This is a genomic window from Acidovorax sp. GBBC 1281 (assembly GCF_028473645.1).
In the GTDB taxonomy this organism is placed as follows: domain Bacteria; phylum Pseudomonadota; class Gammaproteobacteria; order Burkholderiales; family Burkholderiaceae_C; genus Paracidovorax.
Map to the genome: position 1 here is coordinate 918,837 of NZ_CP097269.1, position 25,958 is coordinate 944,794.

The window sequence follows — 25,958 nt, forward strand, 5'->3', positions numbered from 1 at the left end:
ATTCCTGGCCGGGCAGATCTGTCCCAGGCTCGTCCGAGCCTGCCAGTACCGATTTCAAGAGCGACATACGTCCGTGCCCGTACAGGTGCGGATGTTGAATTTCGTCCATACGACAGGGAGAATTGCATGAGCACGGTCGATCAATCCGGTGGTTCCATCCAACTCATGGCAGGCCAGATGGCCATGTGGCTGGGGGCTCAGTTCGCTTCGGCAGACACCAACTTCAACTTGGCTGAGGCCATCGACATCGAGGGAGACATCGATCCCGCATTGTTCGCCGAGGCTGTGCGCCGAGTCACCCACGAAGCCGAGGCCACGCGGCTCCACTTCGTCGATGCGGGGCACGGCCCGACGCAGGTGCTTGCACCGACCTTCACTGGGGACCTTCCTTTCCTCGATTTCAGTGGCGAGGCCGACCCGATGGCTGCGGCGCAGGCTTGGATGCAGGCCGATTTCAGCCATCGGGCGGAACTGGCATCAGGGCAGCTGTGGCTCTGTGCGCTCATCCGGCTCGCACCAGGAAAGCATGTTTGCTATCAGCGCAGCCACCATATTTTGCTGGATGGTTTCGGTGGTGGCCTAGTGGCACGGCGCATTGCGGATCTCTATACGGCGCTGGCGCAGGGGAGCGTCGTTCCTGAAGCTTCGCGACTTGCGCCGATGGCACAGTTGGCCGAAGAGGAGCGCGCTTACCGTGAATCCGGTCGGTTTCCGAGAGACCGCCAATACTGGATGGAGCGCTTTGCTGACGTGCCGGAGCCTTTGACCCTCGCGTCGCGCCAGTCGGTGAACATCGGCGGCCTCCTGCGCCAGACCGTGCACTTGCCGGCTGCCAGCGTTCAAGCGCTGCAGGCCATCGGTCAGGACTGGGGAAGCACGCTGCCTCAGATCCTGATCGCCACGACAGCCGCTTACCTCTACCGCGCGACGGGGGTAGAAGACATGGTGATCGGCATCCCGGTCACTGCGCGGCACAACGAGCGCATGCGGCGGGTGCCTGCCATGGTGGCGAATGCATTGCCACTGCGCCTGTCGATGCGCCCTGACCTGTCCTTCCCTGAGCTCGTTCGCGAAGTGGGGCGCCAGATGCGCCAGATTCTGCGACACCAGTGCTACCGATACGAGACCCTGCGCGGTGATTTGAATCTTCTACTGAACCATCGACAACTATTCACGACGGTCGTCAATGTGGAGCCTTTCGACTACGACTTCCGTTTTGCGGGGCACGTGGCCAAACCACGCAATCTTTCCAACGGAACGGCAGAGGATCTGGGCATCTTTCTATACGAGCGCGGCAATGGTCAAGATCTGCAGATCGATTTCGATGCGAATCCCGCGCTGTACACCGCACAGACGTTGGCCGATCACCAGCGGCGGCTGCTGACGCTCATAGCGGCAGTGATCGAGTGGCCGGATCAGGCCATCGGCCGCGTCGAACTGCTGAGCGTCCAGGAGCGCCAACAGGTGCTGGTGGGCTGGAACGACACAGAGCGCGCGGTGCCCGACACTCACCTTTCCACCTGCATCGACGCCGGCTTGCTGGCCGATCCCCAAGCCATTGCCTTGCGGTTCGAGGACCAGGCGCTGAGCCGTGGTGAACTGGACCAAAGGGCGAATCGGCTGGCGCACCTGCTGCGTGCGCGTGGCGCGGGGCCGGAGCGCGTTGTGGCGATCGCCGTGCCGCGGTCGCTGGATCTCATGGTGGCTTTGCTGGCCATTCTGAAAACCGGGGCGGCCTACTTGCCGGTCGATCCGGATTTTCCAGCAGATCGCATTGCCTACATGCTCGGCGATGCCCGGCCGGTATGCCTAGTCACTACGCAGGCGCTGGCGCAGACATTGCCCGCGCCGGTGTCGTTCGTGCTGCTCGACGGCCCGGAAACCATCGACGAACTGGGCAGCCATCCCGAGACCCGTCCCGGGCCGCTGAGAACGCTCGATACCGCGCAGCCGGCCTATGTGATCTACACGTCTGGATCGACCGGAAATCCGAAAGGGGTCGCCGTCTCGCACCGCGCCATTGTCAACCGGCTCCGGTGGATGCAGGACCACTATGGCCTGCAAGCCGATGACCGCGTGTTGCAGAAGACCCCCTCCAGCTTCGATGTTTCGGTGTGGGAATTCTTCTGGCCCCTGATCGACGGCGCCACGCTGGTGCTTGCCAAGCCGGGTGGGCATAAGGATGCAGCGTACTTGGCCGAGCTCATCGTTCGCGAAGGCATCACCACCTTGCATTTCGTGCCCTCGATGCTGGAGGTCTTCCTGCTGGAGCCGGCCGCCTCCGCCTGTTCCAGCCTTCGGCGAGTGATTTGCAGCGGCGAGGCGCTGTCGTCTGCGCTGGCGCGCAAATTTCACCAGCAGTTGGGGTGCGAACTGCACAACTTGTACGGCCCTACGGAGGCGGCTGTCGATGTGACCGCATGGGCCTGCCCAAGCACGCCGCTAGTGCTAGTGGAGCCGGGGGCGGAGGGCGTGCCCATTGGCCGCCCCATCTGGAACACGCAAATGGTGGTGCTGGACAGTGGCCTGCAGCCCGTGCCCGTGGGGATGACGGGCGAGTTGTACATCGCGGGAACGGGCCTGGCGCGAGGCTACCTGGGTCGCCCGGTGCTGAGCGCAGAGCGCTTCGTGGCCAATCCTCATGGCGGGCTGGGCAGCCGCATGTACCGCACGGGCGATCTGGCGCGCTGGCGCGCTGACGGCAGCCTGGACTTCCTGGGCCGAGCCGACCATCAGGTGAAGATCCGCGGCCTGCGCATCGAACCGGGAGAGATCGAGTCGGCATTGCTGCAGCACCCTTGGGTCGCGCAGGCGACGGTGATTGCCCGTGAGGATGTGGCAGGCGAAAAGCGCCTGGTGGCCTATGTGGTGTCCGCCGGTGAAGGCGAGCTTGCCCCCGGTGAGCTGCGCAGCCATCTGGCGCTGTCTCTGCCTGAGTACATGGTGCCTTCGGCCTTCGTTCAACTGGCGGCCTTGCCGCTCGGTCCGAGTGGCAAGCTCGACCGAAAGGCTCTGCCTGCACCCGAAGTGCAGAGCGCCGTTGCCTATGCGGCACCGCGCACACCAACGGAAAAGGCACTTGCGGACCTGTGGGCCGAGACACTGCATTTGCCCCGTGTCGGCATTCACGACAACTTCTTCGAGTTGGGCGGGCATTCTCTGATGATCGTGCAGTTGATCTCGATGATCCGGCAGCAGTTCATGATCGATCTTCCCCTGGACACCCTGTTCCAGGTCTCCACCATTGCGGGGCTGGCGGAGCGGCTGGACCAGGAGGCGGTAGCGCGGCCGCGCCTGGCACCGATGCCCCGCCCGGCGCGGATTCCGCTGTCGTCCGCACAACGTCGCTTATGGCTCATGAACCAGCTGGACGGCGCCAATCCGGCCTACAACATGCCCCTGGCGTTGCGCTTGTCCGGCCTGCTCGATCGCGTGGCGCTGCACGTCGCCCTGGGTGATCTGGTGCAGCGCCATGAGAGTTTGCGCACGATCTACCCGCATGAGGCGGGACTGCCATACCAGCAGATCCTTGATGGTGCCGAAGCCCACCCACCCGTGATCGAGGCGGAGGCCTGCGAAGACGATTTGACTGCGCAGTTGCACGCGGCGGCCCGCCACGCCTTCGACCTGTGCCATTCGATGCCTTTGCGGGTCTCGCTGTTCCGGCTGGCCGAGGACGAGCATGTGCTGTTGCTGCTCACCCACCACATCGCAGGCGATGGTGCTTCACTGCTGCCATTGGCGCGGGACTTGAGCGTGGCCTACGCCGCGCGTTGCAGCGGCCAGACTCCGGATTGGGAGCCGCTGCCGCTGCAGTACGCCGACTACGCACTTTGGCTGCAGGCGCTGCTGGGCAGCGAAGACGATCCCGACAGTCTGGCCGGCCGGCAGCGCGGGTTCTGGCATGACGCGTTGCGCGACCTGCCTGAGCAAATGGCATTGCCTATGGACCGTCCGCGCCCCCTGGTGCCCAGCCACCGTGGCGACGTAGTCCCACTGCACATACCGGCTGCGGTCCATGAACGCATGCTGCAGTTGGCCCGAGACGGGCAAGCCAGCCTATTCATGGTGCTGCAGGCTGCCCTGGCCGCGTTGCTGAGCCGCCTGGGGGCGGGCGACGACATCGTGATCGGCAGCCCGGTCGCGGGGCGCAGCGATCATGCCCTCGATGGGCTGATCGGCTGTTTCGTGAACACGCTCGTTTTGCGTACCGATATATCGGGCCAGCCAGGGTTTCGCGAACTGATTGCGCGCGTGCGCACCACCAATCTGGCGGCCTACGCGAACCAGGATTTTCCTTACGACCGCCTGGTGGAACTGCTGCGGCCGGGACGCTCGCGGTCCAATCTGCCGCTGTTTCAGGTCATGCTGGGATTTCAGAATAGCAGCCGGCTGTCATTCAGCCTTCCGGGGCTGTCGATCACGCCGCAGCCTGTGGCCGTCGACACCGCCAAATTCGACCTGTCTTTCATCCTGACGGAGCAACGCCGTCACGATGGCCTTCCGGGCGGGATCTCCGGCGGCATTCAATACAGCACCGATCTGTTCGACAGGACCACGGTGGAGTCTCTGGCGGCCCGGCTGGCGCACTGGCTGGAGCAGGCGTGCGACACACCGGACGAGGCGCTGGGCCGCATCGACATCCTGCATCCCGAGGAGCGCCGCCGCTTGCTGCGGGAGTGGAGCGGCTCCGAACGACCTTTGGCCACCAAGACCATTGCCTCCATGGTGGAGGGCCACGTCAGCCGGCGTCCGCACGCACCTGCGGTGGTTCTGGATGACACCACGGTCAGCTATGGCGAGCTCGACACACGGGCCAACCGCCTGGCCCATCTGTTGCAGACACGGGGCGTGGCTGCGGGGGCCATCGTCGCGACGGTGCTGCCGCGCTCGCTCGATCTGGTCGTGGCGCACCTGGCCATCGTCAAGGCTGGGGCGACTTACCTGCCCCTCGATCCGAACCATCTGGCAGGACGCAGTGCGTTGGTCTTCCAAGAGGCCGCTCCCACCGCCGTCCTTACGCACGAAGCGCTGCTGCCGAGGCTGAGCGAGGTGGCCCATTGCATGGCGCTTGACAGCGACCTGACGGTTGCGGCCCTGGCGATCCAGTCGGACAGCCGTCCAGGCGGTTCGGGCGGAGCGCGACACCAGGATGGCCCCCACGCACAGGAGGCGGCATACCTCATCTACACGTCGGGCTCCACCGGGACACCGAAGGGCGTCGTGGTGCCGCATGCAGGCCTTCACAGCCTGGCCGCTTCCATGGCGGAGCGGATGGAGATCGGCCCGGATTCCCGCGTGCTGCAGTTTTCTTCCAGTGGTTTCGATGCTTCGGTGATGGACCTGCTAATGGCCTTTCACGTCGGTGCGGCGCTGGTGGTGCCCGGGCCTGCGCCATGGCTGGGGCAGGATCTGGCGCAAGGGCTGGTTCGCCAATCGATCAGCCATGCCCTGATTCCACCTGCCGCGCTGGCCTCGGTGCCGCCCGGCGAATTCCCAGCGCTTCGAACGCTGGTGGTCGGCGGCGATGTGTGTCCTCCCGCGCTCGCAGCGCAGTGGGCGCCGGGGCGCCGCATGATCAATGCCTACGGCCCGACGGAGACCACGATCTGCGCGAGCCTGAGCGAGCCCATGCAGGCCGGGACCGTGCCATCGATCGGACAACCGATCTGCAACACGCATATGTACGTGCTGGACGGAGACCTCCAGCCGGTGCCCGCGGGCGTGGCCGGCGACTTGTACGTCGCAGGGGCAGGCCTGGCGCGGGGCTACCTGGGGCGCCCGGCGCTGAGCGCAGAGCGATTCGTGGCCAATCCGCATGGCGGGCCAGGCAGCCGCATGTACCGCACGGGCGATCTGGCGCGCTGGCGTGCCGATGGCAGCCTGGACTTCCTGGGCCGTGCCGACCAGCAGGTGAAGATCCGCGGCCTGCGCATCGAGCCTGGAGAGATCGAGTCGGCATTGCTCCAGCACCCTTGGGTCGCGCAGGCGGCGGTGGTTGCCCGCGAAGACGTGGCAGGCGAAAAGCGCCTGGTGGCCTATGTGGTGGCCGCTGGTGAGGGCGAGCTTGCCCCCGGCGACCTGCGCAGCCATCTGGCGCTGTCGCTGCCCGAGTACATGGTGCCTTCGGTTTTCGTTCAACTGGCGGTATTGCCGCTCAACTCGAGTGGCAAGCTCGACCGGAAGGCACTGCCCGTGCCTCAGGCGCCAGGCGACCAGCCCTACGCCGCGCCACGCACCGACACGGAAATCGCTTTGGCCGCGCTGTGGGCTGAGATCCTGCATTTGCCGCGGGTGGGTATTCATGACAACTTCTTCGAAATCGGTGGTCATTCGCTGATGGCGATCCAACTGGGTATGCGGATCCGGGACCAGATCCACCCTGATTTCCCGCATGCCGAGGTTTACAACCGCCCGTCGATCGCGCAATTGGCCCAATGGATCGACCAGGCCGGCGATGACGGCGCAGCCCTGGATCTGGCGCGCGAGATCCATTTGCCGGAGCACATCCAGGGCCAGGCCGCCGCACCCAGCCTGGTGCCGGCGCGCGTTTTTCTCACCGGGGCCAGCGGATTCGTCGGAAGCCATCTGCTGGCTGCGCTGTTGCGTGACACCTCGGCTTGCGTGTTCTGCCATGTGCGGGCTGCCGACGAGGCGCAGGGGCGGCAGCGCTTGCAGCGCACCATGGCCGAGCGGCAACTGGGCGCCCTCTGGGACGATGCGCGAATCCAGGTGGTCACCGGCGATCTGGGTGCACCGCGACTGGGGTTGGATGACGCCGCCGTGCAACAGGTCCGCGATGGCTGCGACGCCATTTACCACTGTGCCGCGCAAGTGGACTTTCTGCATCCGTATGCCAGCCTGAAGGGCCCCAATGTGGACAGCGTGGTCACGTTGCTCGAATGGACTTCGCAAGGGCGACCCAAGACCCTGCATTACGTCTCGACGCTGGCCGTGATTGGCCAGAACGAGGACGGTGGCACGGTCACGGAGCGTTCGGCGCTGCCTTCCTGGAACGGCCTGGTGGACGGCTACAGCCAGAGCAAGTGGGTCGCCGACGCATTGGCCCGGGAAGCGCAGGCGCGGGGAATGCCGGTGGCCATCTACCGGCTCGGTGCAGTGACCGGTGACCACGATCACGCGATTTGCAATGCCGCTGACCTGATCTGGCGGGTGGCACACCTGTATGCGGACCTGCAGTCCATCCCCGACATGGACTTGCCTCTGAACATGACCCCGGTGGACGATGTGGCGCGGGCCATCCTGGGTCTGGCTGCCCGGGCATCTTCTTGGGGGCAGGTGTATCACCTGATGAGTCCGGCGCCGCTGCGGGTGCGGGACATTCCTCCGGTGTTCGAGCGTCTTGGCCTGCACCTGGAACCGTTGGCGCTGGAGTCCTGGCTGCGGCGTGCCCATGTGCGGCTGGCCGAGGGCCAGGACCGCGATTTGGCTGCCGTGCTGGCGATTTTGGACCGCTACGACGCATCGGCCACGCCACCGAAGGTGTGCGGCGCGGCGACGCACGCGCAGCTCGAATCCATCGGCGCGGCGATCCGCCCGGTGAATCGCGATCTGCTGCACCGCTATTTCGTCGATCTGGGTATCGACGCCAAGGCACACCGTGCCCTGGAAACCAGCATTTCATGAACGAAGGAGGAAACCATGGCACGTTATCTCATTGCAGCGACCGCCTTGCCGGGACATGTGTTGCCCATGCTGGCCATCGCCCAGCATCTGGTGCGCCAGGGACACGAGATGCAGGTGCACACTGCCAGCCACTTCAGGGACCAGGCCTTGGCCACTGGCGCGTCCTTCACCGCATTCGATCCGTCGATTGATTTCGAGCACCAGGAGCTGGACCGGCGGTTTCCGCAACGTCTGCAACAGCCCTCCGCCCATGCGCAGCTGTGCTTTGGACTGAAGCACTTCTTCGCCGACGCGATGGCACCCCAGTTGGCGGGGTTGCGGCGCATCCTGGCGCATTTCGATGCCGATGCCATTTTGGTGGACACGATGTTTTGCGGCACGTTTCCGCTGCTGCTGGGACCGAGGGAGGAGCGGCCCGCCATCGTCGCCATCGGCATTTCGGCGCTGGCGTTGTCCAGCCAGGACACTGCCTTTTTTGGCACGGCGCTACCGCCTTCGTCCACGGCCGAAGGTCGCATTCGCAACCAAGCCATGAACCGCAATCTTCAGCAGGCCATGTTCGGCGACGTGCAACGCCATTTCAATGGCGAACTGGCACGCTTGGGGGCGCCGGCACTGCCCCGCTTTTTCATCGATGCGATGGTGACGCTGCCGGATCTGTACCTCCAACTGACGTCGGCATCTTTCGAGTATCCGCGCAGCGACCTGCCTGGCTCCGTCCGGTTCGTGGGGCCACTGCTGGCACCGTCACGTGCCGACTTCAACCCACCCGACTGGTGGCCCGAACTGGATGACGGCCGGTCCGTCGTGTTGGTCACGCAGGGCACGCTGGCCAATCAGAACCCTGCGCAGTTGATCGGGCCCACCGTGCAGGCGCTGGCCAGGTTCGATGACATCCAGGTGATTGCCACCACGGGTGGACCGGTGCCTCCGGGCCTCAGCGCAGCGATGCTTCCCGCCAACGCCCGTGTGGTGTCATTTCTGCCCTATGACCGTCTGCTGCCCAAGGTGCATGCCATGGTCACCAATGGTGGATATGGATCGGTCAACCACGCGCTCAGCCTGGGCGTGCCGCTGGCCGTGGCGGGCGCAACCGAAGAGAAGCCGGAAATTGCCGCGCGCGTCGCCTGGTCAGGCGCCGGCATCAACCTGGCCACCGGGCAGCCCAGCGCGCGCCAGATCGGCGATGCAGTGCGCAAGCTGCTGGACAACCCTTCCTACCGACAGCGCGCCCGAGCGCTGCGACTGGATTTCGCGCGCCACCACGCGCTGACCGAGATCGCATCGGCCCTGGCGGCACTGCGTGAAACATCCTCCGCCATCGCGGAATTTGCATGACCTTCAAGGAGATCTGACATGAGCAACCCATTCGACGACGAAAACGGCCACTTTCTGGTGCTGACCAATCCTGAAGGCCAACACTCGCTATGGCCCGCGTTTCTCGATGTGCCCGCTGGCTGGGAGGTGGCCTTGCCTGCGTCCGACAGAACCGCTTGCCGTGCGTACATCGAGGCCCACTGGACGGACATGCGGCCCCGTTCGCTGGTTGCCGCCATGGGCGGCTGATCGCCAGGGAAGGGTAGATCGTCCCCTCGGCGCCAGGCGCATGCCGGCACGCCGCAGTACGGTCTGCACGGGGATTCAACGAATTTTTTCTGCAAGCTTTGAAACGGCCCATGTAACGGGCTGGCCACCCGTCGCATGGTGCGTGGCCTGCGCAGCCAAGTATGCGTGTACATCGAAGAGTTCAGTGCCCTCCCAGCGCTGCTCTGCATGCATCGCCACGCTGCCTGCTTGAGCACGCTCTGCCACATCAGGACACAACTGGCTCAGCACCCGCGGGAATGCTCGGCAGTATCCCTTGGCGACGCCAGCGAGTTCAGCCAACTGCCGATACCCGATGCGCTTTCCAGCCGGTATGCGTCTCACGATATGGGCGATGCGGTCCTTCCAATCGTTGCTCATGGGGGGAATCGGCGCAGGTCCTTGGCAGACCGCATCGCCTACCCTCAGCATGCCGCCTTGCAGCACCCGCGCCAGCGCGCCTCGGCGGCCCTTCAAGGCCTTGACGACGCCTGGCTTGCGCCGCTCCAGGCGGGCGCAGGGCTCGCACTGAAAGGTGATCCACAGCACCACTTCCGGGCCGATCTTCAACAGGGAGCCGCAGGGAAGGCCTGCCGTAGGCCAATCGATGAGCAGGTTTTCGCGCAGTGTGAACGATGGCATTTGGAGATCGCGATACACGTCGGTCCCAGCCAGCAGGACTTGGCGTGGCGAAAGCCGGTGGGCATGCCGGTCGCCAAGCAATCCCTGATCGGCCATGGCAGTGACTTCAGGGACGGACTGGGGTTCCAACGCGGCTGGACTGTGCAGACACAGTCTTTGCAGGGTGCCCACGGCCTGCCAGGGCAGGAATGGGGGAAACAGCACGGGGAGAGCACCCTTGGGATCAGGGACTGGCATCTGGGGCGAATGGCAATGGGATGGAGCGATGTTCGGGGAGGTTTTCCCGGAGCTTGGCAGAAATTTCACGCTGGGGTGGATGCAGGCGCAATTCCTACAACCTGGCTGCAGCCCGCCCAGCAAACTGGCCCGCCCACCCGGCCGTGAAAGAAGCGCCATGCACTCCAGCCCACCCCCGTTAGAAGCTCGTACAGAGAGCCCCGGCGACGGCCTCGCCTCTGTCCATTCCGTGCGTCTGCGCGTGAACGGCCAAGACCATGAAGTCGAAATTCCCAGTTGGGTCACGCTGTTGGACCTGCTGCGCGAGCGGTTGGGACTCATGGGGACCAAGAAAGGCTGCGACCACGGCCAGTGCGGCGCCTGTACCGTGCTGGCCGATGGGCAGCGCATCAACGCTTGCCTCACGCTCGCGGTCATGCAGGAGGGGGTCGACATCACCACGGTGGAGGGCCTGCCTGCACTGGCCGGAGAGGGCCGCGCGAGCGCCGGACTGCATCCTTTGCAGCAGGCTTTCATCGACCATGACGCATTCCAGTGCGGCTATTGCACGCCAGGGCAGCTGTGCTCCGCCGTGGGTCTGATGAACGAAGGCGGTGCGCAGACGGCTGACGATGTCCGCGAACGCATGAGCGGTAACCTATGCCGTTGCGGCGCCTATCCGCAGATCGTGCAGGCAGTCGCTCGGGTGGCTGGCATTCGGGTCGATGCCATGCGTTTATCGCCGCCTGCCCCCTTCGCAGTGCAAGAAAGCCAGGCATGAGGGCATTCGTGTACGAAGCCGTCGCCACTGCCGACGCTGCGCTGGCGGCGATGCCCGGCCAAGCGCCCGACATTGGCGAGACCGCACCGCAGGCCAAGTTTCTTGCGGGGGGAACCAACCTGATCGACCTGATGAAGGAAGACGTCATGCGCCCACGGCGGCTGATCGATGTCAGCCGCCTGCCGCTGGCCGCCATCGAGGCCCGGCCCGAGGGCGGCGTGCGCCTCGGAGCCATGGCACGGAATGCTGCCACCGCGCGCCATCCCCTGGTGCGGGAGCGCTATCCCTTGCTGTCGGCTGCCATCCTGGCGGGCGCATCGCCGCAGATTCGCAACATGGCGACCAATGGGGGCAATCTGTTGCAGCGCACACGGTGCCACTACTTCTACGACACAGGAACTCCCTGCAACAAGCGTGAACCGGGCACAGGTTGTCCCGCGCGGGCAGGGCTGGCCCGGCAACTGGCCATCCTCGGGACCAGCGACCATTGCGTGGCCACGCATCCGTCGGACATGTGCGTGGCGCTTGCCGCGCTCGACGCGGTGGTGCATGTGCAATCGCCGAGCGGGCAGCGGACCATCGCATTCGCCGATTTCCATCGTTTGCCAGGCAACGCGCCGCAGCGCGACAACACGCTGGCAGGCGATGAACTCATCGTGCACATCGAGCTGCCCGCCAACGGGCTGCAGCGGCACAGCACCTATCTGAAGCTGCGTGACAGGGCCTCCTATGCCTTCGCCCTGGTGTCGGTGGCTGCGGCGTTCGAGCTGGACGCTTCCGGGCTGATGCGAAACGCCCGCATTGCGTTGGGTGGCGTGGCCCACAAGCCCTGGCGCGACGCCGAGGCAGAACAGCTTCTGGAGGGACAGCGTCCGGAAGCCGCGGCTTTCCACGCGGCTGCGCATTTGCTTCTGCGGGACGCCCGTGGCCATGGTGCCCCGGGTGGACCCGGCGACAACCGTTTCAAGATCGTTCTGGCCCGGCGTGCCATCCTGCGTGCGCTCGAGATGGCGCGCGATGGCGAACTGACCAACACCGGAGAGCTGGGTACCGAACCTGTACAGGAATTTCAGCTATGAGCACCCACGATGATTTCCGGACAGACACCGGCGCAGGGCAGGCCCTCTCCCAGCAGCCGATGGCGGAGCCCGGCACCGGGCTGGTGAAGACGGGTGCGCCCGTCTCCCGCATCGATGGCCGCCTCAAGGTCATGGGCCAGGCGCGCTACGCAGCGGAGCATGCCAGCGATGACCTGGTGTATGGAGTGGTCGTCAACAGCACCGTGGCAAAAGGGCGGATCCTGAATCTGCGGACGGATCGAGCGCGTGCGGTGCCGGGCGTGCTCGATGTCATCACACACACGAACCGCCCCGCGGTTCGGTCGCTCGATCTTTTCTACAAGGACATGACCGCCCCTGGGGGCTCGCCGTTCAAGCCGCTGCACGACGCGCGCATCCACTACAGCGGCCAGCCGGTCGCGCTGGTGGTGGCCACGTCCTTCGAGGCGGCGCGCTGTGCGGCCGCCTTGGTGGAACTGGACTACGAGGTCGAAAAACACGAGACCCACCTGCTGCACAACTTGCGCCGCGCGCGGGAGCCGAGCGAGCTCAAGGCCGGCTATTCACCGCCACCCAAGCCCTGGGGTGACGCACCGCGAGCGTTCGGCGCGGCGCCTGTCAAGATCGACGCCCAGTACTACAGTGGGGTGGAGCACCACAATCCCATGGAGATGCATGCCTCCACCGTATTGCGCGGTGCCGATGGCCATCTCACCATCTACGACAAGACCCAGAGCCCGCAGAACAGCCGATGGGTGGTGTCGCGCGTGTTCGGTCTTTCACAGGAAGAGGTGACCGTTCGCAACCCCTTCGTTGGCGGTGCATTCGGGTCGGGCCTGCGGCCGCAGTACCAGCTCATCCTGGCAGTGATGGCCGCATTGCACCTGCAGCGTTCGGTGCGGGTGGTGCTCACGCGGCAGCAGATGTTCACGTTCGGGCACCGGCCCGAGACATGGCAGCGCGTCAGGCTCGCCGCTGATCGCGACGGTACCCTGAAGGCCGTCATGCACGAGGCAGTGGCTGAGACCTCGCGCCTGGAAGACTATGTGGAAGTGGTGGTGAACTGGTCCGGTCAGCTATACCAATGCGACAACGTCAGCCTCGGGTACCGACTGGTGCCGCTCGACCAGTACAGCCCCTTGGACATGCGCGCACCGGGGGCGGCCCATGGTGTGCACGCGCTGGAAGTGGCCATGGACGAATTGGCCTATCAGCTGCGCATGGATCCGCTGATCTTGCGGCTCAAGAACTATGTGGAGCGCGATGCCTCGAAGGGTTTGCCTTTCTCTACCAAGGAGCTGCATGCGTGCTACCAGCAAGGTGCGGAGCGGTTCGGTTGGGCGCAGCGCCCCCTGGAGCCGCGTTCCATGCAGCAGGGGCGAGAGCTGATTGGTTGGGGCATGGCCACAGGTACCTGGGATGCCATGCAGATGTTCGCGCGTGTCCGCGCGGTGATGCATGCGGATGGTCGGTTGGTCGTCAGCAGTGCGGCCTCCGACATCGGTACCGGCACGTACACGGTCATGGCCATGATCGCCGCCGAAGCGATGGGCCTGCCACTGGAACAGGTGACCTTCGCCCTGGGCGACTCCAACCTGCCGTTGGCCCCTGTGGAAGGCGGCTCGTCGCATGTAGCGACGGTCGGTGCCGCGGTGGAGGGCGCATGCGAGAAGTTGCAGCGGTTGCTCTGGGCGCTGGCAAGGCTCAGCCGAAGCATGGGCTTCGGCAAGGTGCTGCTCAAGGAGGTGGAATTCAAGGAGGGTCGCATGCGTCGCCGGGACGCTCCGCCGCAGGACTTGGGTGTCGCATTCGCCGACATCCTGGCGTCGCAAGGGCGTTCGATGATCGAGGTGCGTCACCTCATGCTTCCGAACCTGCTCCGGCAAAAGAAGTTCGTGCGGGCCACGCATTCCGCCGTGTTCTGCGAAGTGCGGGTAGACGAGACCCTGGGGACGGTTCGTGTCACGCGGGTGGTCAGTGCCATCGCCGCAGGGCGCATTCTGAATGCCAAAACGGCCCACAGCCAGATCACCGGAGGCGTGGTCTGGGGCATCAGCCAGGCATTGCATGAAGAGACGCAGACCGACCATGCCCTGGGCCGGTTCATGAATCACAACTATGCGGAATACCACGTTGCCACCAACGCCGACATTCCACAGATCGATGTGATTTTTGTGCAGGAGGATGACCGCATCGTCAGCCGCCTGGGCGCCAAGGGGGTGGGCGAGATCGGCATCGTGGGTGTGGCGGCGGCCGTGTGCAATGCCATCTTCCATGCCACTGGCCGGCGCGTTCGCTCCACCCCCATGACGCCTGACAAGGTGATGCTCCCTGCACCACCCGCCGTGCCGTCTTCCACGGAGGACGCTTTGTCCCTGTAGGCGGCCAGGGCTGCTGCGGCGGGCGACCGGATCGTGGCGGGCCGTCAGTCCGGGTTCATGCGCGGGGATGCAGTGCTGCATCCTTTTCGTGGCGGGCGGCCAGCAGCGCTTTCAAGCGCTCCAGCAGCCGGCCCATGTCCACCGGCTTGGAAAAATGGTCGTCGAAACCCGCCTCCAGCGCGAGCAGCCGGTCGGCATCGCTTCCATAGCCTGTCAATGCAATCAAAGGAAGGTGCCTGGTATCTGGCTGCGAGCGGACGCGGCGCGCCAGTTCGTACCCGCTGATCTCGGGCAGACCGATGTCGAAGATGGCCGCGTCAAACCGCGCTTCGGCCAATTGGGCCAGGCCCTCGGCAGCACTGTAGGTGGCCTGTACCCGGTGGCCCTCCATTCGCAGCCATTCCGCCAGCAGGTCGGCGGCATCGTTGTTGTCATCGACCAAAAGCAACCGCAGTGCGGGCAACGCCTCCGATCCCGCATCTCCTTGCGGGTCATCGGTGGCTTGTCGTTGGCCGAGCAAGGGTAAGCGCAGCGTAAAAGTGCTTCCTCTGCCCGGTGCGTCGCTGTGCGCCTCGATGGTGCCGGAGTGCAGGCCCGTCAAGCTGCGGGCGATGGCCAGTCCCAGGCCGAGCCCTCCGGACGCGCGCTCCAAGGCTTGCTCGCCCTGCACGAACCGCTCGAATACGTGGTGGAGCAAGTGGGCAGGAATGCCCACGCCCTCATCGCTGACGCGGAGCACGGCCCAGCCCGTCTCGCTGGCGAGTTTGATTCGGATAGGCGTTTCCGGCGGGCTGAATTTCGCGGCGTTGTTGAGCAGATTGCAGACGATCTGAACGAGCCGGAGCAATTCGCCCTGCACGAGGACAGGCCCGTTCGGTAGGGTTAGCTGGGGCATGGAGCTGCGTGCCTGCAAGGCGGGCATCGTCAGCTCCAGCGCATGCTCCACCACCTCTTGAAGATCCACCGGTTCCAGCGCCAGGGTGATCTTTCCCGACACGATTCTCGAGATGTCGAGCAGATCGTCCACCAGGCGCGACAGGTGCTTGACCTGACGGCCGATGATTTCGCGTTCCCGGGAAAACGCCGTGGGATCCCGGCGGGCGATCAACTGAAGGGCCAGCACGATGGGTGCCAGAGGGTTGCGGAGTTCATGGCCCAGCATGGCCAGGAATTCATCTTTCGCGCGGTTGGCTGACTCGGCCTCACGCTGTGCCTTTCTAGCCTCCGACAAGAGCAGTGCATTGTCCAGCGCCAAGGCTGCACGCTGCGCCAGCTCGCCGATCAGTGCGCTGTCTTCCACTCCAAAGATGCGGCTAGTGGTGTGAACCGGAAGTTCGTATGCAGAACTCTGCAACGGACTGAAGGATTTGATCGGCCGTCTTGGTCCAGACGAAGGGCTTGGGATTGACGTTGTTGGTAGCCACGTAGGCGCGGATGGCGTTCTCCAGGGCGCGGGTCGAGGGGAATCTCCCGCGCTTGAGCCGACGCGCCGTGAGGATCGAGAACCAGCATTCCACCAGGTTGATCCAAGAGGCCGAGGTGGGCGTAAAGTGCAGGTGCACACGCGTATGCCTGAGCAGCCAGCGCTGGATGATCGGGCTCTTGTGGGTGCTGGCATTGTCGAGCACGAGATGCAGTTCGAACTCCGCGGGCGTGGCACGTTCGACGGTCTGCAGGAAGTGACGGAACTCCACGCTGCGATGACGTCGGTGGACCTCGGCGATGACCGTGCCGGCCTTGACATCGAGGGCGGCAAAGAGGTCTGTCGTGCCGTGTCTCAGGTAGTCATGCGTGTGGCGCTCCGGCTGGCCCGGTTGCATGGGTATGGCCGGAGCGGTATCACTGTGGGCCTGGATGGAGGGCTTCTCGTCCACGCACAGCACCAGAGCGCGCTCGGGTGGATGCAAGTACAACCCCACGATGTCACGCACCTTGTCGACGAAGTACGGGTCGGTGGAGAGCTTGAAGCCTTCGGTGCGATGCGGCGCCAATGCAAAGGCACGCCAGATGCGCGAGATGGTGGTCTGGCTCAGTCCCAGATGAGCGGCGAGCGTACGGGTGGACCAATGGGTGGCATTCTCTGGCACGGTCTCCAGCGTCGTGGTGATCACGGCCTCGACCTGCTCGTCCAGGATCGTGCGCGGAGCGCCTGAGCGGGGTGCATCGTCGAGGCCGGCAATGCCATGCTGGGCAAAGCGCCGACGCCACTTCGACACCGTCATCAGGCTCAAACCCATGGCTTCGGCAATCGCCGTGTTGGTCGCTGCTGAATCGGCACAGGCCAGCACGATGCGTGCTCGCAGCGCCAAGGCCTGGGCGGTCTTGCGACGGCGTGACCAACCGAGCAACACAGCTCGGTCGGCTTCGCTCAACTCGATAGCAACGGCATGCGGTCGGGCCATGATGTGCTCCCGGGCTGCAAAAAACAGCCGCCAGAAACACATCATAGAAGTTCATGCGAATCTCTGGTGCACACCACTAGGGCCGGCCTGCAGCACCGCCATGGTGCCGATCGTGCGCCCGCGCGCAATGAGCGGCACGACGCAGGCCGCGACGGCTTCGAATTCCGGCACAAGCGCTGAAATGTCTTTGCTGCAGCCGTCGTCTTCGCCGGTCTGGCCGGATGGATGCAGGCTGGGCTTGCCGGTCTTCAGGGCGGTGATCAGCACTTGCGGTGTTTCCGCGGAATGGACCGGCATGCTGTCTTGTTCGGCAAGCCTGCCGCTGTGCTCCGTCCATTTGGAATGGCTCAGCCTTGGCAGCAAGGCCCCTTGCTTACCCAGCAGATCGATCCAGCAGGCATCGCCGATGGCGGGCACCATCAGGCGGGCAATCGCGTCGAGCGTGTCCGACTCCTCCAGTGATCCGGAAAGCACGGCACTGGCATTGACCAGCAACCCCAGCCGCTGTTCGGCCGCCTGGGCCGCGGACCGTGCATGGCTTTCGAGCTGCAGCAACTCTTCCCGCTCTGCCTCGCTGCCGGCGCGTTGCACGGCGGCCGATTCGAGCGCCCGGGCCACGGCGTCGATTTCCATGATGCGCGACATGCCGGATGGCCGCAATTCGCCCCGGCCCAGGGCATCGGCGTCGTCTCGCAGGCTGCGCATGGGCATCGTGATGGACTTCGACATCCACCAGGCACCCGTGCCCCCGAGAATCAGCGATGCCAGAAGACCCAGTACATAGGCCCCGGCGGTGCGCCACCAGGAGCTTTCTGCCTTCGACAGCGATGTGCCCAGGACGAGCGTCCAGCCCCCTTCGTCGAGCCGCGCGAGCACGGTCTTCGCAAGCACGCCATCGACATTGGTACTGGTGCCCAGGAGTTCTTGCTTGTCGTGGCCCAGTGCCTGGAAAAAGGGCTTGAGCGATTCAATGGGGCCGGAGCCCCGCCATTTTTCGTCGTCCACCGTGCGGGCGATGCGAGCCAGATTGGCATCGAAGACGGACACGTACCAACCTTCGGGAACGCGTTGCGCACGCAGCATGGCGGCAATGGCCTCCGGTCGAATGATGGCTGTCAGCACATATTTCACCACCCCATCCCGTACCACCGGAACGCGGACCGGAAAGGCCAGATTGCCCCCGGCACCACGCGCCATGGACCCGGCGACGGGCCGTCGGGTCAGGACTGTTGCGTCAAAGCTGGATCGCTTCACCACGTTCGCGCTGGTGGGGCGGTCGGTCTCGGTGGAGAACACCACGCGCCCGGAAGGGTCCGCCAGCAGCAAGCCCCGCCACTCCGGATGGGAGGCGCGCACCGCCCGGCTGAGTGCGAGCGCCTGCGCTTTGCCCTCGCCATCCGCCGTGCCCAGCGGATCGGCCAGGGCCAGCGTTTGCAAGGCGGACATCGTCAGTCGCAACTCTCCCTCCACTGCCGTGGCCAGCGCGCGTGCGACACCGAGGCTCGACGCCTCGTTTTGCGCACGCTGGCTTTCGAAAAGGGCGGACAGGGAGATGCCGCACACGACCGCCAGCGGCAGGATCGCCGCCGCAGCCACCAGCAGCAATTGGGTTTTCAAGGGAACGGTGCGCACGGGTTTCGGAAGGCGTTGTGTCCACTGAGACGGGCGGGTGTGGCGCAATGGGCAGGCGGGGCATGACCGTTTTGCGGCGTGGCCTGGGCGAAGGGCAGGCGTGAAAGGCGACAGCATGTTATCTCCGCCCGGGCAGATTCCTTCCCTCCTATCTTCCGCAAATTTCCCGACCCCCTGGCCTCCGAGCCGCGATTTGTTGCAAAATGTTCGATGGATCCGCTTGGCGGAATGCAGGAGGGGAGAAATGGCAAGAAGACGTCAAAAACAAAGTGCCGCAGACGATTTCATGGATTGGGTGGCACGGCTTCCATGGTGGGTCGGGCTGGGCCTGGCGGCGATGATTTATTGGGCGCTGCACGCGGTGGCATCCCAGCCCATGCTGGCGATGAGAACGCCGCACGAGATGGGGCTGGTGGTCACCGGTGCGCTCTGGCGCAGTCTGGCTTATGCCGGGCAATTCGTGCTGCCGATTCTGTGCCTGATGGGGGCCGTGCTTTCCGCCCTGAGGCGTCGGGAGCGGCGCCATCTGCTGGACGATTGCGGGACCGCCAGCTCCAGCGCACAGGCCTTGCAAGGAATGTCCTGGCAGGCTTTCGAAAAGCTCGTGGGTGAGGGATTCCGGCGGCGCGGCTATGCAGTGCAGGAGCGGGTGCAAGAGGGCGCGGATGGTGGGGTGGATCTGGTCCTCACCAAAGCGGGGGAAATGTCCCTCGTCCAGTGCAAGCATTGGAAAGCCTTCCAGGTCGGCGTCCCGGTGGTCCGCGAGTTGTACGGCGTGATGGCCGCCCACGGCGCGTCCGCCGGCTTCGTGGTGACGTCCGGGCGCTTCACGCAAGACGCCACGGCGTTCGCCAGCGGGCGCAACATCCGCCTGATCGATGGCGCCGCACTGCTGCAACTCATTCGCGAAACCACTGCGGATCGCAGCCCGCTCCCGCAAACCGCGTCCAAGGTGTCGGTCCCTTCCTCACCGCAGGAGACCCCGGCAGTGCGGTCCGAAGTGTCCTGTCCTCAATGCGGTAGCCGGATGGTGCGGCGCACCGCCAAGCGGGGCGTGCTGGCCGGTCAATCGTTCTGGGGATGCTCTGACTACCCCTCCTGCCGGGAAACGCGCAACGGCTGAAGGGGCTTTGCAAGGTGCGAAGAACTGGCAGGGTTTGGACGCCCAGCGACGGCGTAAGCGGCAGGCCCCCGTTCAGCCAACCCACTCCGGTTTGTGGGCCCGGCTCAAGACAGCGGTTTGGCCCGGGTGCCCCGGGGAACAAACCGCCGCACGAAGTCCGGCTGAAAGCAGCGTTGGGTCCCATCGGCAAAATCCACCGTGACGGAAATCGCGTCGATGGCCGCCACGGTGCCCTGGCCATACCGTTTGACGCGAACGGTTGCCCCCGGTTCGAGCGCCTGGGCATCACGACGGGCTTGCGCTGCCGACGCGATGGCCGGTTCTCCCATTTCGCCCAGGTCGGTCGCCCCCAGGTTCCGCACCGTGTCGGCAGCCCGCTCGGCCAAAGCCTGTTGGGCCAGCTGGGCCATGCGAATGCAGTTGTCGCAGTTACCGCAACGCTGCGGTTCGTCCGATGGGTCGAAGTACTCGAGCAGCACCTGCCAACGGCAGCGACCCGTCTGCGCATAGAACACCATGCGCTCCAGCGCCTGCTGGTCTTGCTCCCGCTTGTCGGCATAGGCCTGCAGGAGCGCACGCACCGACGCGGGCTCCAGTTCCGTCTTGCGCAGGGAGAGTGCGCCGCTGCGCGCTTTCGAGACAATCTTGTGCCGCTGCAGCAGGCCCAGTCCCACCTGCAGCTTGTTGCGGGGCCGGTCCAGGCGGGCCTGCAGGCTGTCGAGCGTCCAGACGCCCGGGTCTTGCGGCGCGGGATCGCGCAATGCCTGGTAGAGCGCGTCGATGTCGTCCGCGCTAGGGTAGCGGCCCGCCAGAAAGAACTGCTGCACCGCTTTGTCCTTGCGGAGAAACAGCAGCGTGCAGTCTGCTGGATCGCCATCGCGTCCCGCACGCCCTGATTCCTGGTAGTACGCATCGAGGCCGCCCGGCATCTGGTAGTGCACGACAAAGCGGACATCCTGCTTGTCGATGCCCAGTCCGAACGCATTGGTGGCGACCATCACGCGGACTTCTCCCCGCATGAACGCATCCTGGGCTTCACTGCGCTCCGCGGCTGGCATGCGCCCGTGGTAGAGGCCCGCCGCGACCTCCGCAGCGCGCAGCGCTGCATGAACCTCCTGCGCCGCTTTCACCGTGGCGGCATAGACCAGCCCGGAACCCTCGGCCGCTTTCACGATGTCGATGAGGCGCGCCCGTTTGTCCGCTTCGTTGGCCAGCGCTTCGGCGCGGTAGCGGAGGTTCGGCCGGTAAGTCCCCGTGTCGACGACGCCTGCGGCAGGAATGCCCAGTTGCTTGCGAATGTCCGCCGCCACCGGCCCGGCCGCTGTAGCGGTCAGCGCCAGCACGGTCGGGCGGCCCAGCCGTGCCACCGCTCCGGCGATTTCGAGAAAGGCCGGCCGAAAGTCATGGCCCCATTGGGAGATGCAGTGGGCTTCGTCCACCGCGAGCAGGCCGATCGGGCCGCTGGAGGCAACCAAGGCCAGAAATTCTGCGTCGGCGAGCCGCTCCGGGGTGGTCAGCACGATGCGTGCGCTGCCATCAGCAATGGCTTGCTCTGCCTCGCGCGTTTCCTGCGGTGTGAGCCCGCTGTGCAGTTGCACGGCGGAAACACCCCGCTCGCGCAGCGAGTCGCATTGGTCCCGCATGAGCGCGATGAGCGGTGACACCACCACCGTCCTGCCTTCGATCATCAGGGCAGGCAATTGGTAGCAAAGCGACTTGCCCGCCCCGGTCGGCATCACCGCCAACGTGTTTTCGGACTGCAGCACGCGGTCGATCACCTCGCGCTGGCCCGCCCGCAGCTCGCGCAAACCGAACGTCTTCTTCAGCACCGACTGGATGCGTGCCGCTGACGGCTTGCGGGGTGCTCTCGGCTGGCGGGCACGTTTGGGGGAGGCGGGTATGGGCTGGGGCGGGATGACAGGCATAGGCTGCCATGCTGGCGGGGGCCGCATCTCCCCCACGTCAGACGTTGCTCACGCCGGATGTCATCCGCTGTCTCTGCCCCCTCCACCCCCTGCGCGATGTGTCAGAAACGTGCCTGCACGCCCAGCGTCACCGCGCGCGCCGTGCCCGGTGCAACCCAGAGGCGGCTGTACGAACTGGTGTAGTACGTGGTGTCGAAAACATTGTCCACGTCCAGGGTCAGCCGCACGGCCGGGGTGATGCGCCAGTAGGCAACCAGCTTGGCTGTGCGGTAGCTGGGCAGATCGAAGGCCGCCGATCCCGCATTGGCTTCGGCCTGGGTGCGGGCCTGGCCCAGGCGGCGGCCGACGTGCGTGACGCCGCCACCGATGCCATAGCGTTGCCCATTGTCGAAGGCGTTCTCGTACACCGCCAGCACGCTGCCATTGACCTTGGGCACGTTGAGCAGCCGGCCCCCGACCTCCAGGGTGTTGTCCCGGGTGATTTCCACGTCGTTCAGAACCAGGCTGGCATTGACCCGCCAGCGGGCCGTCACCTGGCCTGCGAAATCCAGCTCCAGGCCCCGGCTGCGCACCTCGCCAGCGGCCACGGAATAGCTCGAATTGAGCGGGTCGGAGGTCAGTACATTGCGTTTGCGGATGTCGAACAGGGCGGCCGTGGCACCCATGCGCTGGTCGGCACTCTCCCACTTTGCGCCGACTTCCAGGGAACGCCCGGTTTCCGGATCGAAAGGCTGCGAAGCACTGTCGGACCCCACGTTCGGGCGGAACGAACGCCCCGCGTTCGCATACACCGTCCATTGCGAGGACGGCAGCCAGCTCAGGCCGACGCGCGGCGAGGTGGATGACGGCTCCTGGCGGACCGTGGTGCCATTGCGCCGGTTTTCCAGCGACTGCCGGTACTGGTCCACGCGCACCCCGCCCACCAGGCGCCACGTCGGCGACAGCTTGATGGCATCCTGAAAATAAAGCGCGGTGTTGCGCTGGCGCTCCAGGGTGTCGGTGTTGGGCAATGGCGTGGGCTGGGACTGTCCGTAGACAGGGGCCTGGATGTCGATCGCATAGGGGGAGGTCGCCGTGGGGTTGGCGCGCAGCATCAGCGTGTCCAGATGGAACTTGAAGCTCTCCACGCCGAACAGCAGTTCGTGTTCCATGCCGCCGGCCTTGACGTTGCCCTGCAGTTCGGCCTGCAATGCGATGTCGTCCGAGGCGAAGTCCCGAAAGCGGCGCTGGCGGGTCAGCAGGCCATTGGACTGCAGTGCGCTGGCTTCGGTGGAGAAGCCCTGGATGGAGGTCTCGCGGTACGACAAGCCCACGCGGCTGCGCCATTGCGGGCTCCATTCGTGCGACAGGATGAACTGATGGGTCTGGTTCTCCACTGTCACATCGCCATCGCCCGGCTCGCCCAGGAATCGGCTGCGCGGGATGGTGCCCAACCGATTGCCCACGGCCACGACGCCCCGGTCCAAAGGCGTGGCATGGCGCAGAAACTCCCCGGCGTATTCCAGCGACGTGTCGCGGCCCAGCTTCCAGGTGAATGCCGGGGCGACCACACGCCGTTCGGAACTCACATGGTCGCGGAAGCTGTCGCGGTCCTCCGCTGCCACGTTGAGGCGATAGGCGAAGTTCTCGCCGATGGGGCCGGTGCTGTCGAATGCGCCCCGCTTGAGGCCCTGGCTGCCCACGGAGCCCTCGACGGCGTTGGCTGCCTTCCACAAGGGCCGCTTGCTGACGATGTTCAGGGTGCCGCCGGGCTCGCTGCTGCCATAGAGCGCTGCAGCGGGGCCTTTGAGAAATTCGATGCGCTCCACGCCGGCCAGATCGCGCGGCGCGTTGAAGCCCCGGTTGGAGGAAAAGCCGTTCATTAACGTGGCCATGCCGGTGTTTTCATTGCCAGGCAGGCCGCGGATGGCCACGTTGTCCCATAGCCCGCCGAAATTGTTCTGGCGGGACACACCTCCCACGTAGTCGAGCACATCATCGAGCCGGGTGGCACCCAGGTCGTCGATGGCCTGGCGGGTGACGACCCGCACCGATTGCGGCAGCTCCCGCAGCGGCAGGTCGGTCTTGGCACCCGCGGCCTCTTCGGCATGGTAGGCCCCGGACTCGGTGCGTCCGACGATCTCGACGGTGGACAGTTGGGGCGCACTGTCGGCGGTCTGCGCCATGGAAGAGCCGCACGACAGGGCCGCCATGGCGAGCGTGAGGGGGAAGGGGGTGCGAGCGCCCCGGCAGGAAATGAGGAACATGGACGTACTGAAGAAAAATCGCCGGCCGCGATGCAGGGCGGCCGGATGGCATGCACGGACCCGCCCGCGGCGGCAGCGCCGCCACGGCGAGAGAGAAAAGACCCAGCTGGGATGCGACCGCCTTGCGGGGCGGCATGCATCAGGCGATGGGAAGAGGGGGATCGCGCGATGCAAAAGGCCAGCGGCCAGGTGCCGGCACGAAGGCAAATGCCGCTGTGGGCTGCGGGCAGTTGGGGCCGGCGCCTGCCTGCGGCACCGGCAATCCGATGCCACCGGGCAGGGCGGCGGGCTGCGCGAATGCCATGCACCCGGCGCAGGGGCCGTGCTCCAACGCGTGCGCCGGCTTCGCCGGCTGCGGCGCGTCGTCTTGCACCACGCTGACGGCCTCCGGGCCTGTGCCGATGGCGACCCGCAGGTGCTCCGCCTCGTGCAAGGGCAGCCCGATGCACGTGTGCAGGAACACGGCAAGCAGGAGCAGGCGAAGGAGGGCGCGGCGATGGTTCATGGCGAGGGCGCCGAATCATAGCGGCGTCTCTGCCGCTTTCCCGCCGGGGTAAAAGGTGTCAGGCGCTTTCGGTCGCCACCACCACCTGGTTGCGCCCTTGCTGCTTGGCCTGGTACAGAGCCTGATCGGCACGCTGGACGATGTCGGTTTCGCTGGTGTCCTTCAGGCTGCAAAAGCTCATGCCCAGGCTCACGGTCAGCTGGCCGACGGCCGGGAAGTGGCTCTGGCTCACCGCGACACGGATCTTTTCGGCCACCACGCGGCCCTCTTGCCGGTCCTGCGGCTCCGGCAGCAGCACCACGAATTCCTCGCCGCCGTAGCGCGCCACGAAATCGGTGATTCGCACGCTGCCGGAGATCACCTGGGCCAGTTGCTGGAGCACCGCGTCGCCGGCCTGGTGGCCGTGGTGGTCGTTGACATGCTTGAAATGGTCGGCGTCGATGACCAGCAGCGCGAAGGTCCGGCCCGTGCGCTGAAAGAGCTGCACGTACTCGCGCAGCTTTTCGTCGAACCTGCGGCGGTTGTAGAGGCCGGTGAGGGCATCGTGAATCGCCAGGTTCTCCAGTTCCTGGTTGGCCCGGTGCAGCGCCTGCGTGCGCTCCGCCACCTGGGCTTCCAGGGAGGTGTTCAACTGGGACAGCTCGCGCTCGCGTTCGAGCAGGGATGCCGTCATCGACTGGAAGGAGTGGTTGAGCTGCGTGATCTCCGACGCGTGTTCGTCGCCCGGATACACCGGCGTTCCAGCGCGGTTTTCGATCATGCGGGCGGCGCGGGCCAACTGCTCGATGGGTCGGCTGATGCGCGCTGCCAGCCGGTAGGCCACCAAGGCGCAGGCCAGGGCCGTGAGCAGGCCGAGCAGAATCAGTTGCTGGCGCAGCGCCTTCACCGGAGCCAGTGCCTTGTCCAGCGGCTGGCGCAGCACGATGCGCCAGCCCAGATCGGTGTGCGCCACGGTCGGTATCTCCACCATGCTGGTGAGGTACACCGCGCCATCGCTCCATTGCAGGCGCTCCGACTGTGCCTGCGGCGAGGCGCCGGCAGGAAGATTCAGCAGTCCGGCATGCTGGAACGGGTAAAGAATGTGCCCGGCCTTGTCCGCGATCAGCACCTCTGCGCCGTGCTGACCGACCCGGTTCACCACGATGGACTCCACCGTCTCGGTCACCCAGGACCAGTGGGCATGGGCACCCAGCACCCCCCGCAACTGGCCCTGTTCGTCCAGGATGGGGGCTGCGAAGTCGATGAAGCGCAGCGGCTGGTCCGGGTTGCGGTTGGGCAGCTGCTTGGCCAGCAGCACGGCCTCGTGCACGTCGCCCACGAACAGTCCGGAACGGGCGGACTGGAACCACGGCCGGTGCTCGACCTGGGCTCCGACCAGCACGCCATCGGTGGCTTGCGTGACCCGTCCGCTCGCGTCGGTGACGCCGATCCAGGCGTATTCGTTGTGGGTGGTCTTGCGCAGATCCAGCGCCTGCCGCATTTCCTGGGCGGAAAGGTCGCCGCGGGTGAAGAGTGCCAACTGGCGCAGGAGGTCGATCTCCTGGGCCCGCTCGCGCAGGTTGGTTGCCAGCAGGTCGGCGGCCGACCGGGCACTGGTGTGCAGCAGTTCGCCGCCGAACCGGGCCAGTTCCCCCGTGGCGATGTGGCCCACGTAAACCCCCACGCCCAGCAGGCTGGCGAGCGACAGCCCGCCGAACAGCAGGGTCAGCTGTCCTCTGAAGCTCTGGCGTGAGCCGTTGGCCTTGTCGGTGGTTTTCATACGCCTGGCGATTTTCTCCGGATCAGGATCGGCTCTCTACAATGCCGGCCCTTTGGT

The 25,958-nt window shown here is 65.6% G+C and carries 15 protein-coding genes; 7 read left to right on the plus strand and 8 right to left on the minus strand.

Features of this window, described 5'->3' with window-relative positions:
* Positions 1–126: 126 nt before the first annotated feature.
* The 3 genes from M5C96_RS04215 to M5C96_RS04225 are packed head-to-tail and all read left to right on the plus strand — an operon-like array spanning position 127 to position 9,213.
* On the plus strand, positions 127–7,647 hold the full coding sequence (locus M5C96_RS04215; RefSeq protein WP_272567378.1) for a non-ribosomal peptide synthetase: 7,521 nt from the start codon (positions 127–129) through the stop codon (positions 7,645–7,647).
* Between the two features lie 15 nt (positions 7,648–7,662).
* The gene (locus tag M5C96_RS04220) at positions 7,663–8,985 is read left to right on the plus strand and encodes a glycosyltransferase (RefSeq protein ID WP_272567379.1); all 1,323 of its coding nucleotides are present in this window, start codon (positions 7,663–7,665) and stop codon (positions 8,983–8,985) included.
* An 18-nt stretch (positions 8,986–9,003) separates the two neighbouring features.
* Positions 9,004–9,213 (plus strand): MbtH family protein, encoded by a 210-nt coding sequence (locus M5C96_RS04225; protein WP_272567380.1) that lies wholly within the window; start codon positions 9,004–9,006, stop codon positions 9,211–9,213.
* A 75-nt stretch (positions 9,214–9,288) separates the two neighbouring features.
* Here the strand turns inward: M5C96_RS04225 and M5C96_RS04230 are convergent, their stop codons facing one another.
* Positions 9,289–9,969 (minus strand): MOSC domain-containing protein, encoded by a 681-nt coding sequence (locus tag M5C96_RS04230; RefSeq protein WP_272567381.1) that lies wholly within the window; start codon positions 9,967–9,969, stop codon positions 9,289–9,291.
* Between the two features lie 298 nt (positions 9,970–10,267).
* On the opposite strand from M5C96_RS04230, the gene M5C96_RS04235 reads away from it, so the two are divergent.
* From M5C96_RS04235 to M5C96_RS04245, 3 genes are read left to right on the plus strand one after another with little or no spacing between them, the layout of a single operon-like run.
* Complete coding sequence (locus M5C96_RS04235) at positions 10,268–10,870, plus strand: (2Fe-2S)-binding protein (protein WP_272567383.1); 603 nt, start codon at positions 10,268–10,270, stop codon at positions 10,868–10,870.
* A complete protein-coding gene (locus M5C96_RS04240; RefSeq protein WP_442867356.1) occupies positions 10,867–11,949 on the plus strand; it encodes an FAD binding domain-containing protein in 1,083 nt (360 codons plus the stop codon). Before M5C96_RS04235 ends, M5C96_RS04240 begins: the two co-directional genes overlap by 4 nt.
* The gene (locus M5C96_RS04245; protein WP_272567384.1) at positions 11,946–14,309 is read left to right on the plus strand and encodes a xanthine dehydrogenase family protein molybdopterin-binding subunit; all 2,364 of its coding nucleotides are present in this window, start codon (positions 11,946–11,948) and stop codon (positions 14,307–14,309) included. Before M5C96_RS04240 ends, M5C96_RS04245 begins: the two co-directional genes overlap by 4 nt.
* Positions 14,310–14,364: 55 nt before the next feature.
* Here the strand turns inward: M5C96_RS04245 and M5C96_RS04250 are convergent, their stop codons facing one another.
* The 3 genes from M5C96_RS04250 to M5C96_RS04260 are packed head-to-tail and all read right to left on the minus strand — an operon-like array spanning position 14,365 to position 18,343.
* The gene (locus tag M5C96_RS04250; protein WP_272567386.1) at positions 14,365–15,609 is read right to left on the minus strand and encodes a hybrid sensor histidine kinase/response regulator; all 1,245 of its coding nucleotides are present in this window, start codon (positions 15,607–15,609) and stop codon (positions 14,365–14,367) included.
* A 13-nt stretch (positions 15,610–15,622) separates the two neighbouring features.
* A complete protein-coding gene (locus M5C96_RS04255; RefSeq protein ID WP_272564207.1) occupies positions 15,623–16,711 on the minus strand; it encodes an IS630 family transposase in 1,089 nt (362 codons plus the stop codon).
* Between the two features lie 51 nt (positions 16,712–16,762).
* Positions 16,763–18,343, minus strand: a complete 1,581-nt coding sequence (locus tag M5C96_RS04260; RefSeq protein ID WP_272567388.1) for a cache domain-containing protein — start codon at positions 18,341–18,343, stop codon at positions 16,763–16,765.
* A gap of 244 nt (positions 18,344–18,587) precedes the next feature.
* Between M5C96_RS04260 and M5C96_RS04265 the strand changes: the two genes are divergently transcribed.
* Positions 18,588–19,466 carry a restriction endonuclease gene (locus tag M5C96_RS04265; protein WP_272569602.1) on the plus strand — a complete coding sequence of 293 codons (879 nt, stop codon included), beginning with the start codon at positions 18,588–18,590 and terminating at the stop codon, positions 19,464–19,466.
* Positions 19,467–19,570: 104 nt separating this feature from the next.
* On the opposite strand, the gene M5C96_RS04270 is transcribed toward M5C96_RS04265, so the two are convergent.
* The 4 genes from M5C96_RS04270 to M5C96_RS04285 all read right to left on the minus strand — a co-directional run bounded on the left by M5C96_RS04270 (position 19,571) and on the right by M5C96_RS04285 (position 25,901).
* Positions 19,571–21,391, minus strand: a complete 1,821-nt coding sequence (locus M5C96_RS04270) for a RecQ family ATP-dependent DNA helicase (RefSeq protein WP_272567390.1) — start codon at positions 21,389–21,391, stop codon at positions 19,571–19,573.
* A 101-nt stretch (positions 21,392–21,492) separates the two neighbouring features.
* A complete protein-coding gene (locus tag M5C96_RS04275; protein ID WP_272567392.1) occupies positions 21,493–23,637 on the minus strand; it encodes a TonB-dependent siderophore receptor in 2,145 nt (714 codons plus the stop codon).
* Positions 23,638–23,776: 139 nt separating this feature from the next.
* Complete coding sequence (locus M5C96_RS04280) at positions 23,777–24,142, minus strand: hypothetical protein (RefSeq protein WP_272567394.1); 366 nt, start codon at positions 24,140–24,142, stop codon at positions 23,777–23,779.
* Positions 24,143–24,200: 58 nt separating this feature from the next.
* Positions 24,201–25,901 carry a sensor domain-containing diguanylate cyclase gene (locus M5C96_RS04285; RefSeq protein ID WP_272567397.1) on the minus strand — a complete coding sequence of 567 codons (1,701 nt, stop codon included), beginning with the start codon at positions 25,899–25,901 and terminating at the stop codon, positions 24,201–24,203.
* Between the last annotated feature and the right edge of the window lie 57 nt (positions 25,902–25,958).

Bases quoted from the DNA above. Each gene is read 5' to 3' on its own strand.
- M5C96_RS04215 (WP_272567378.1), top strand. From the start codon at position 127: ATGAGCACGGTCGATCAATCCGGTGGTTCCATCCAACTCATGGCAGGC.
- M5C96_RS04220 (WP_272567379.1), top strand. From the start codon at position 7,663: ATGGCACGTTATCTCATTGCAGCGACCGCCTTGCCGGGACATGTGTTG.
- M5C96_RS04225 (WP_272567380.1), top strand. From the start codon at position 9,004: ATGAGCAACCCATTCGACGACGAAAACGGCCACTTTCTGGTGCTGACC.
- M5C96_RS04230 (WP_272567381.1), bottom strand. From the start codon at position 9,969: ATGGCCGATCAGGGATTGCTTGGCGACCGGCATGCCCACCGGCTTTCG.
- M5C96_RS04235 (WP_272567383.1), top strand. From the start codon at position 10,268: ATGCACTCCAGCCCACCCCCGTTAGAAGCTCGTACAGAGAGCCCCGGC.
- M5C96_RS04240 (WP_442867356.1), top strand. From the start codon at position 10,867: ATGAGGGCATTCGTGTACGAAGCCGTCGCCACTGCCGACGCTGCGCTG.
- M5C96_RS04245 (WP_272567384.1), top strand. From the start codon at position 11,946: ATGAGCACCCACGATGATTTCCGGACAGACACCGGCGCAGGGCAGGCC.
- M5C96_RS04255 (WP_272564207.1), bottom strand. From the start codon at position 16,711: ATGGCCCGACCGCATGCCGTTGCTATCGAGTTGAGCGAAGCCGACCGA.
- M5C96_RS04265 (WP_272569602.1), top strand. From the start codon at position 18,588: ATGGCAAGAAGACGTCAAAAACAAAGTGCCGCAGACGATTTCATGGAT.
- M5C96_RS04270 (WP_272567390.1), bottom strand. From the start codon at position 21,391: ATGCCTGTCATCCCGCCCCAGCCCATACCCGCCTCCCCCAAACGTGCC.
- M5C96_RS04275 (WP_272567392.1), bottom strand. From the start codon at position 23,637: ATGTTCCTCATTTCCTGCCGGGGCGCTCGCACCCCCTTCCCCCTCACG.
- M5C96_RS04280 (WP_272567394.1), bottom strand. From the start codon at position 24,142: ATGAACCATCGCCGCGCCCTCCTTCGCCTGCTCCTGCTTGCCGTGTTC.
- M5C96_RS04285 (WP_272567397.1), bottom strand. From the start codon at position 25,901: ATGAAAACCACCGACAAGGCCAACGGCTCACGCCAGAGCTTCAGAGGA.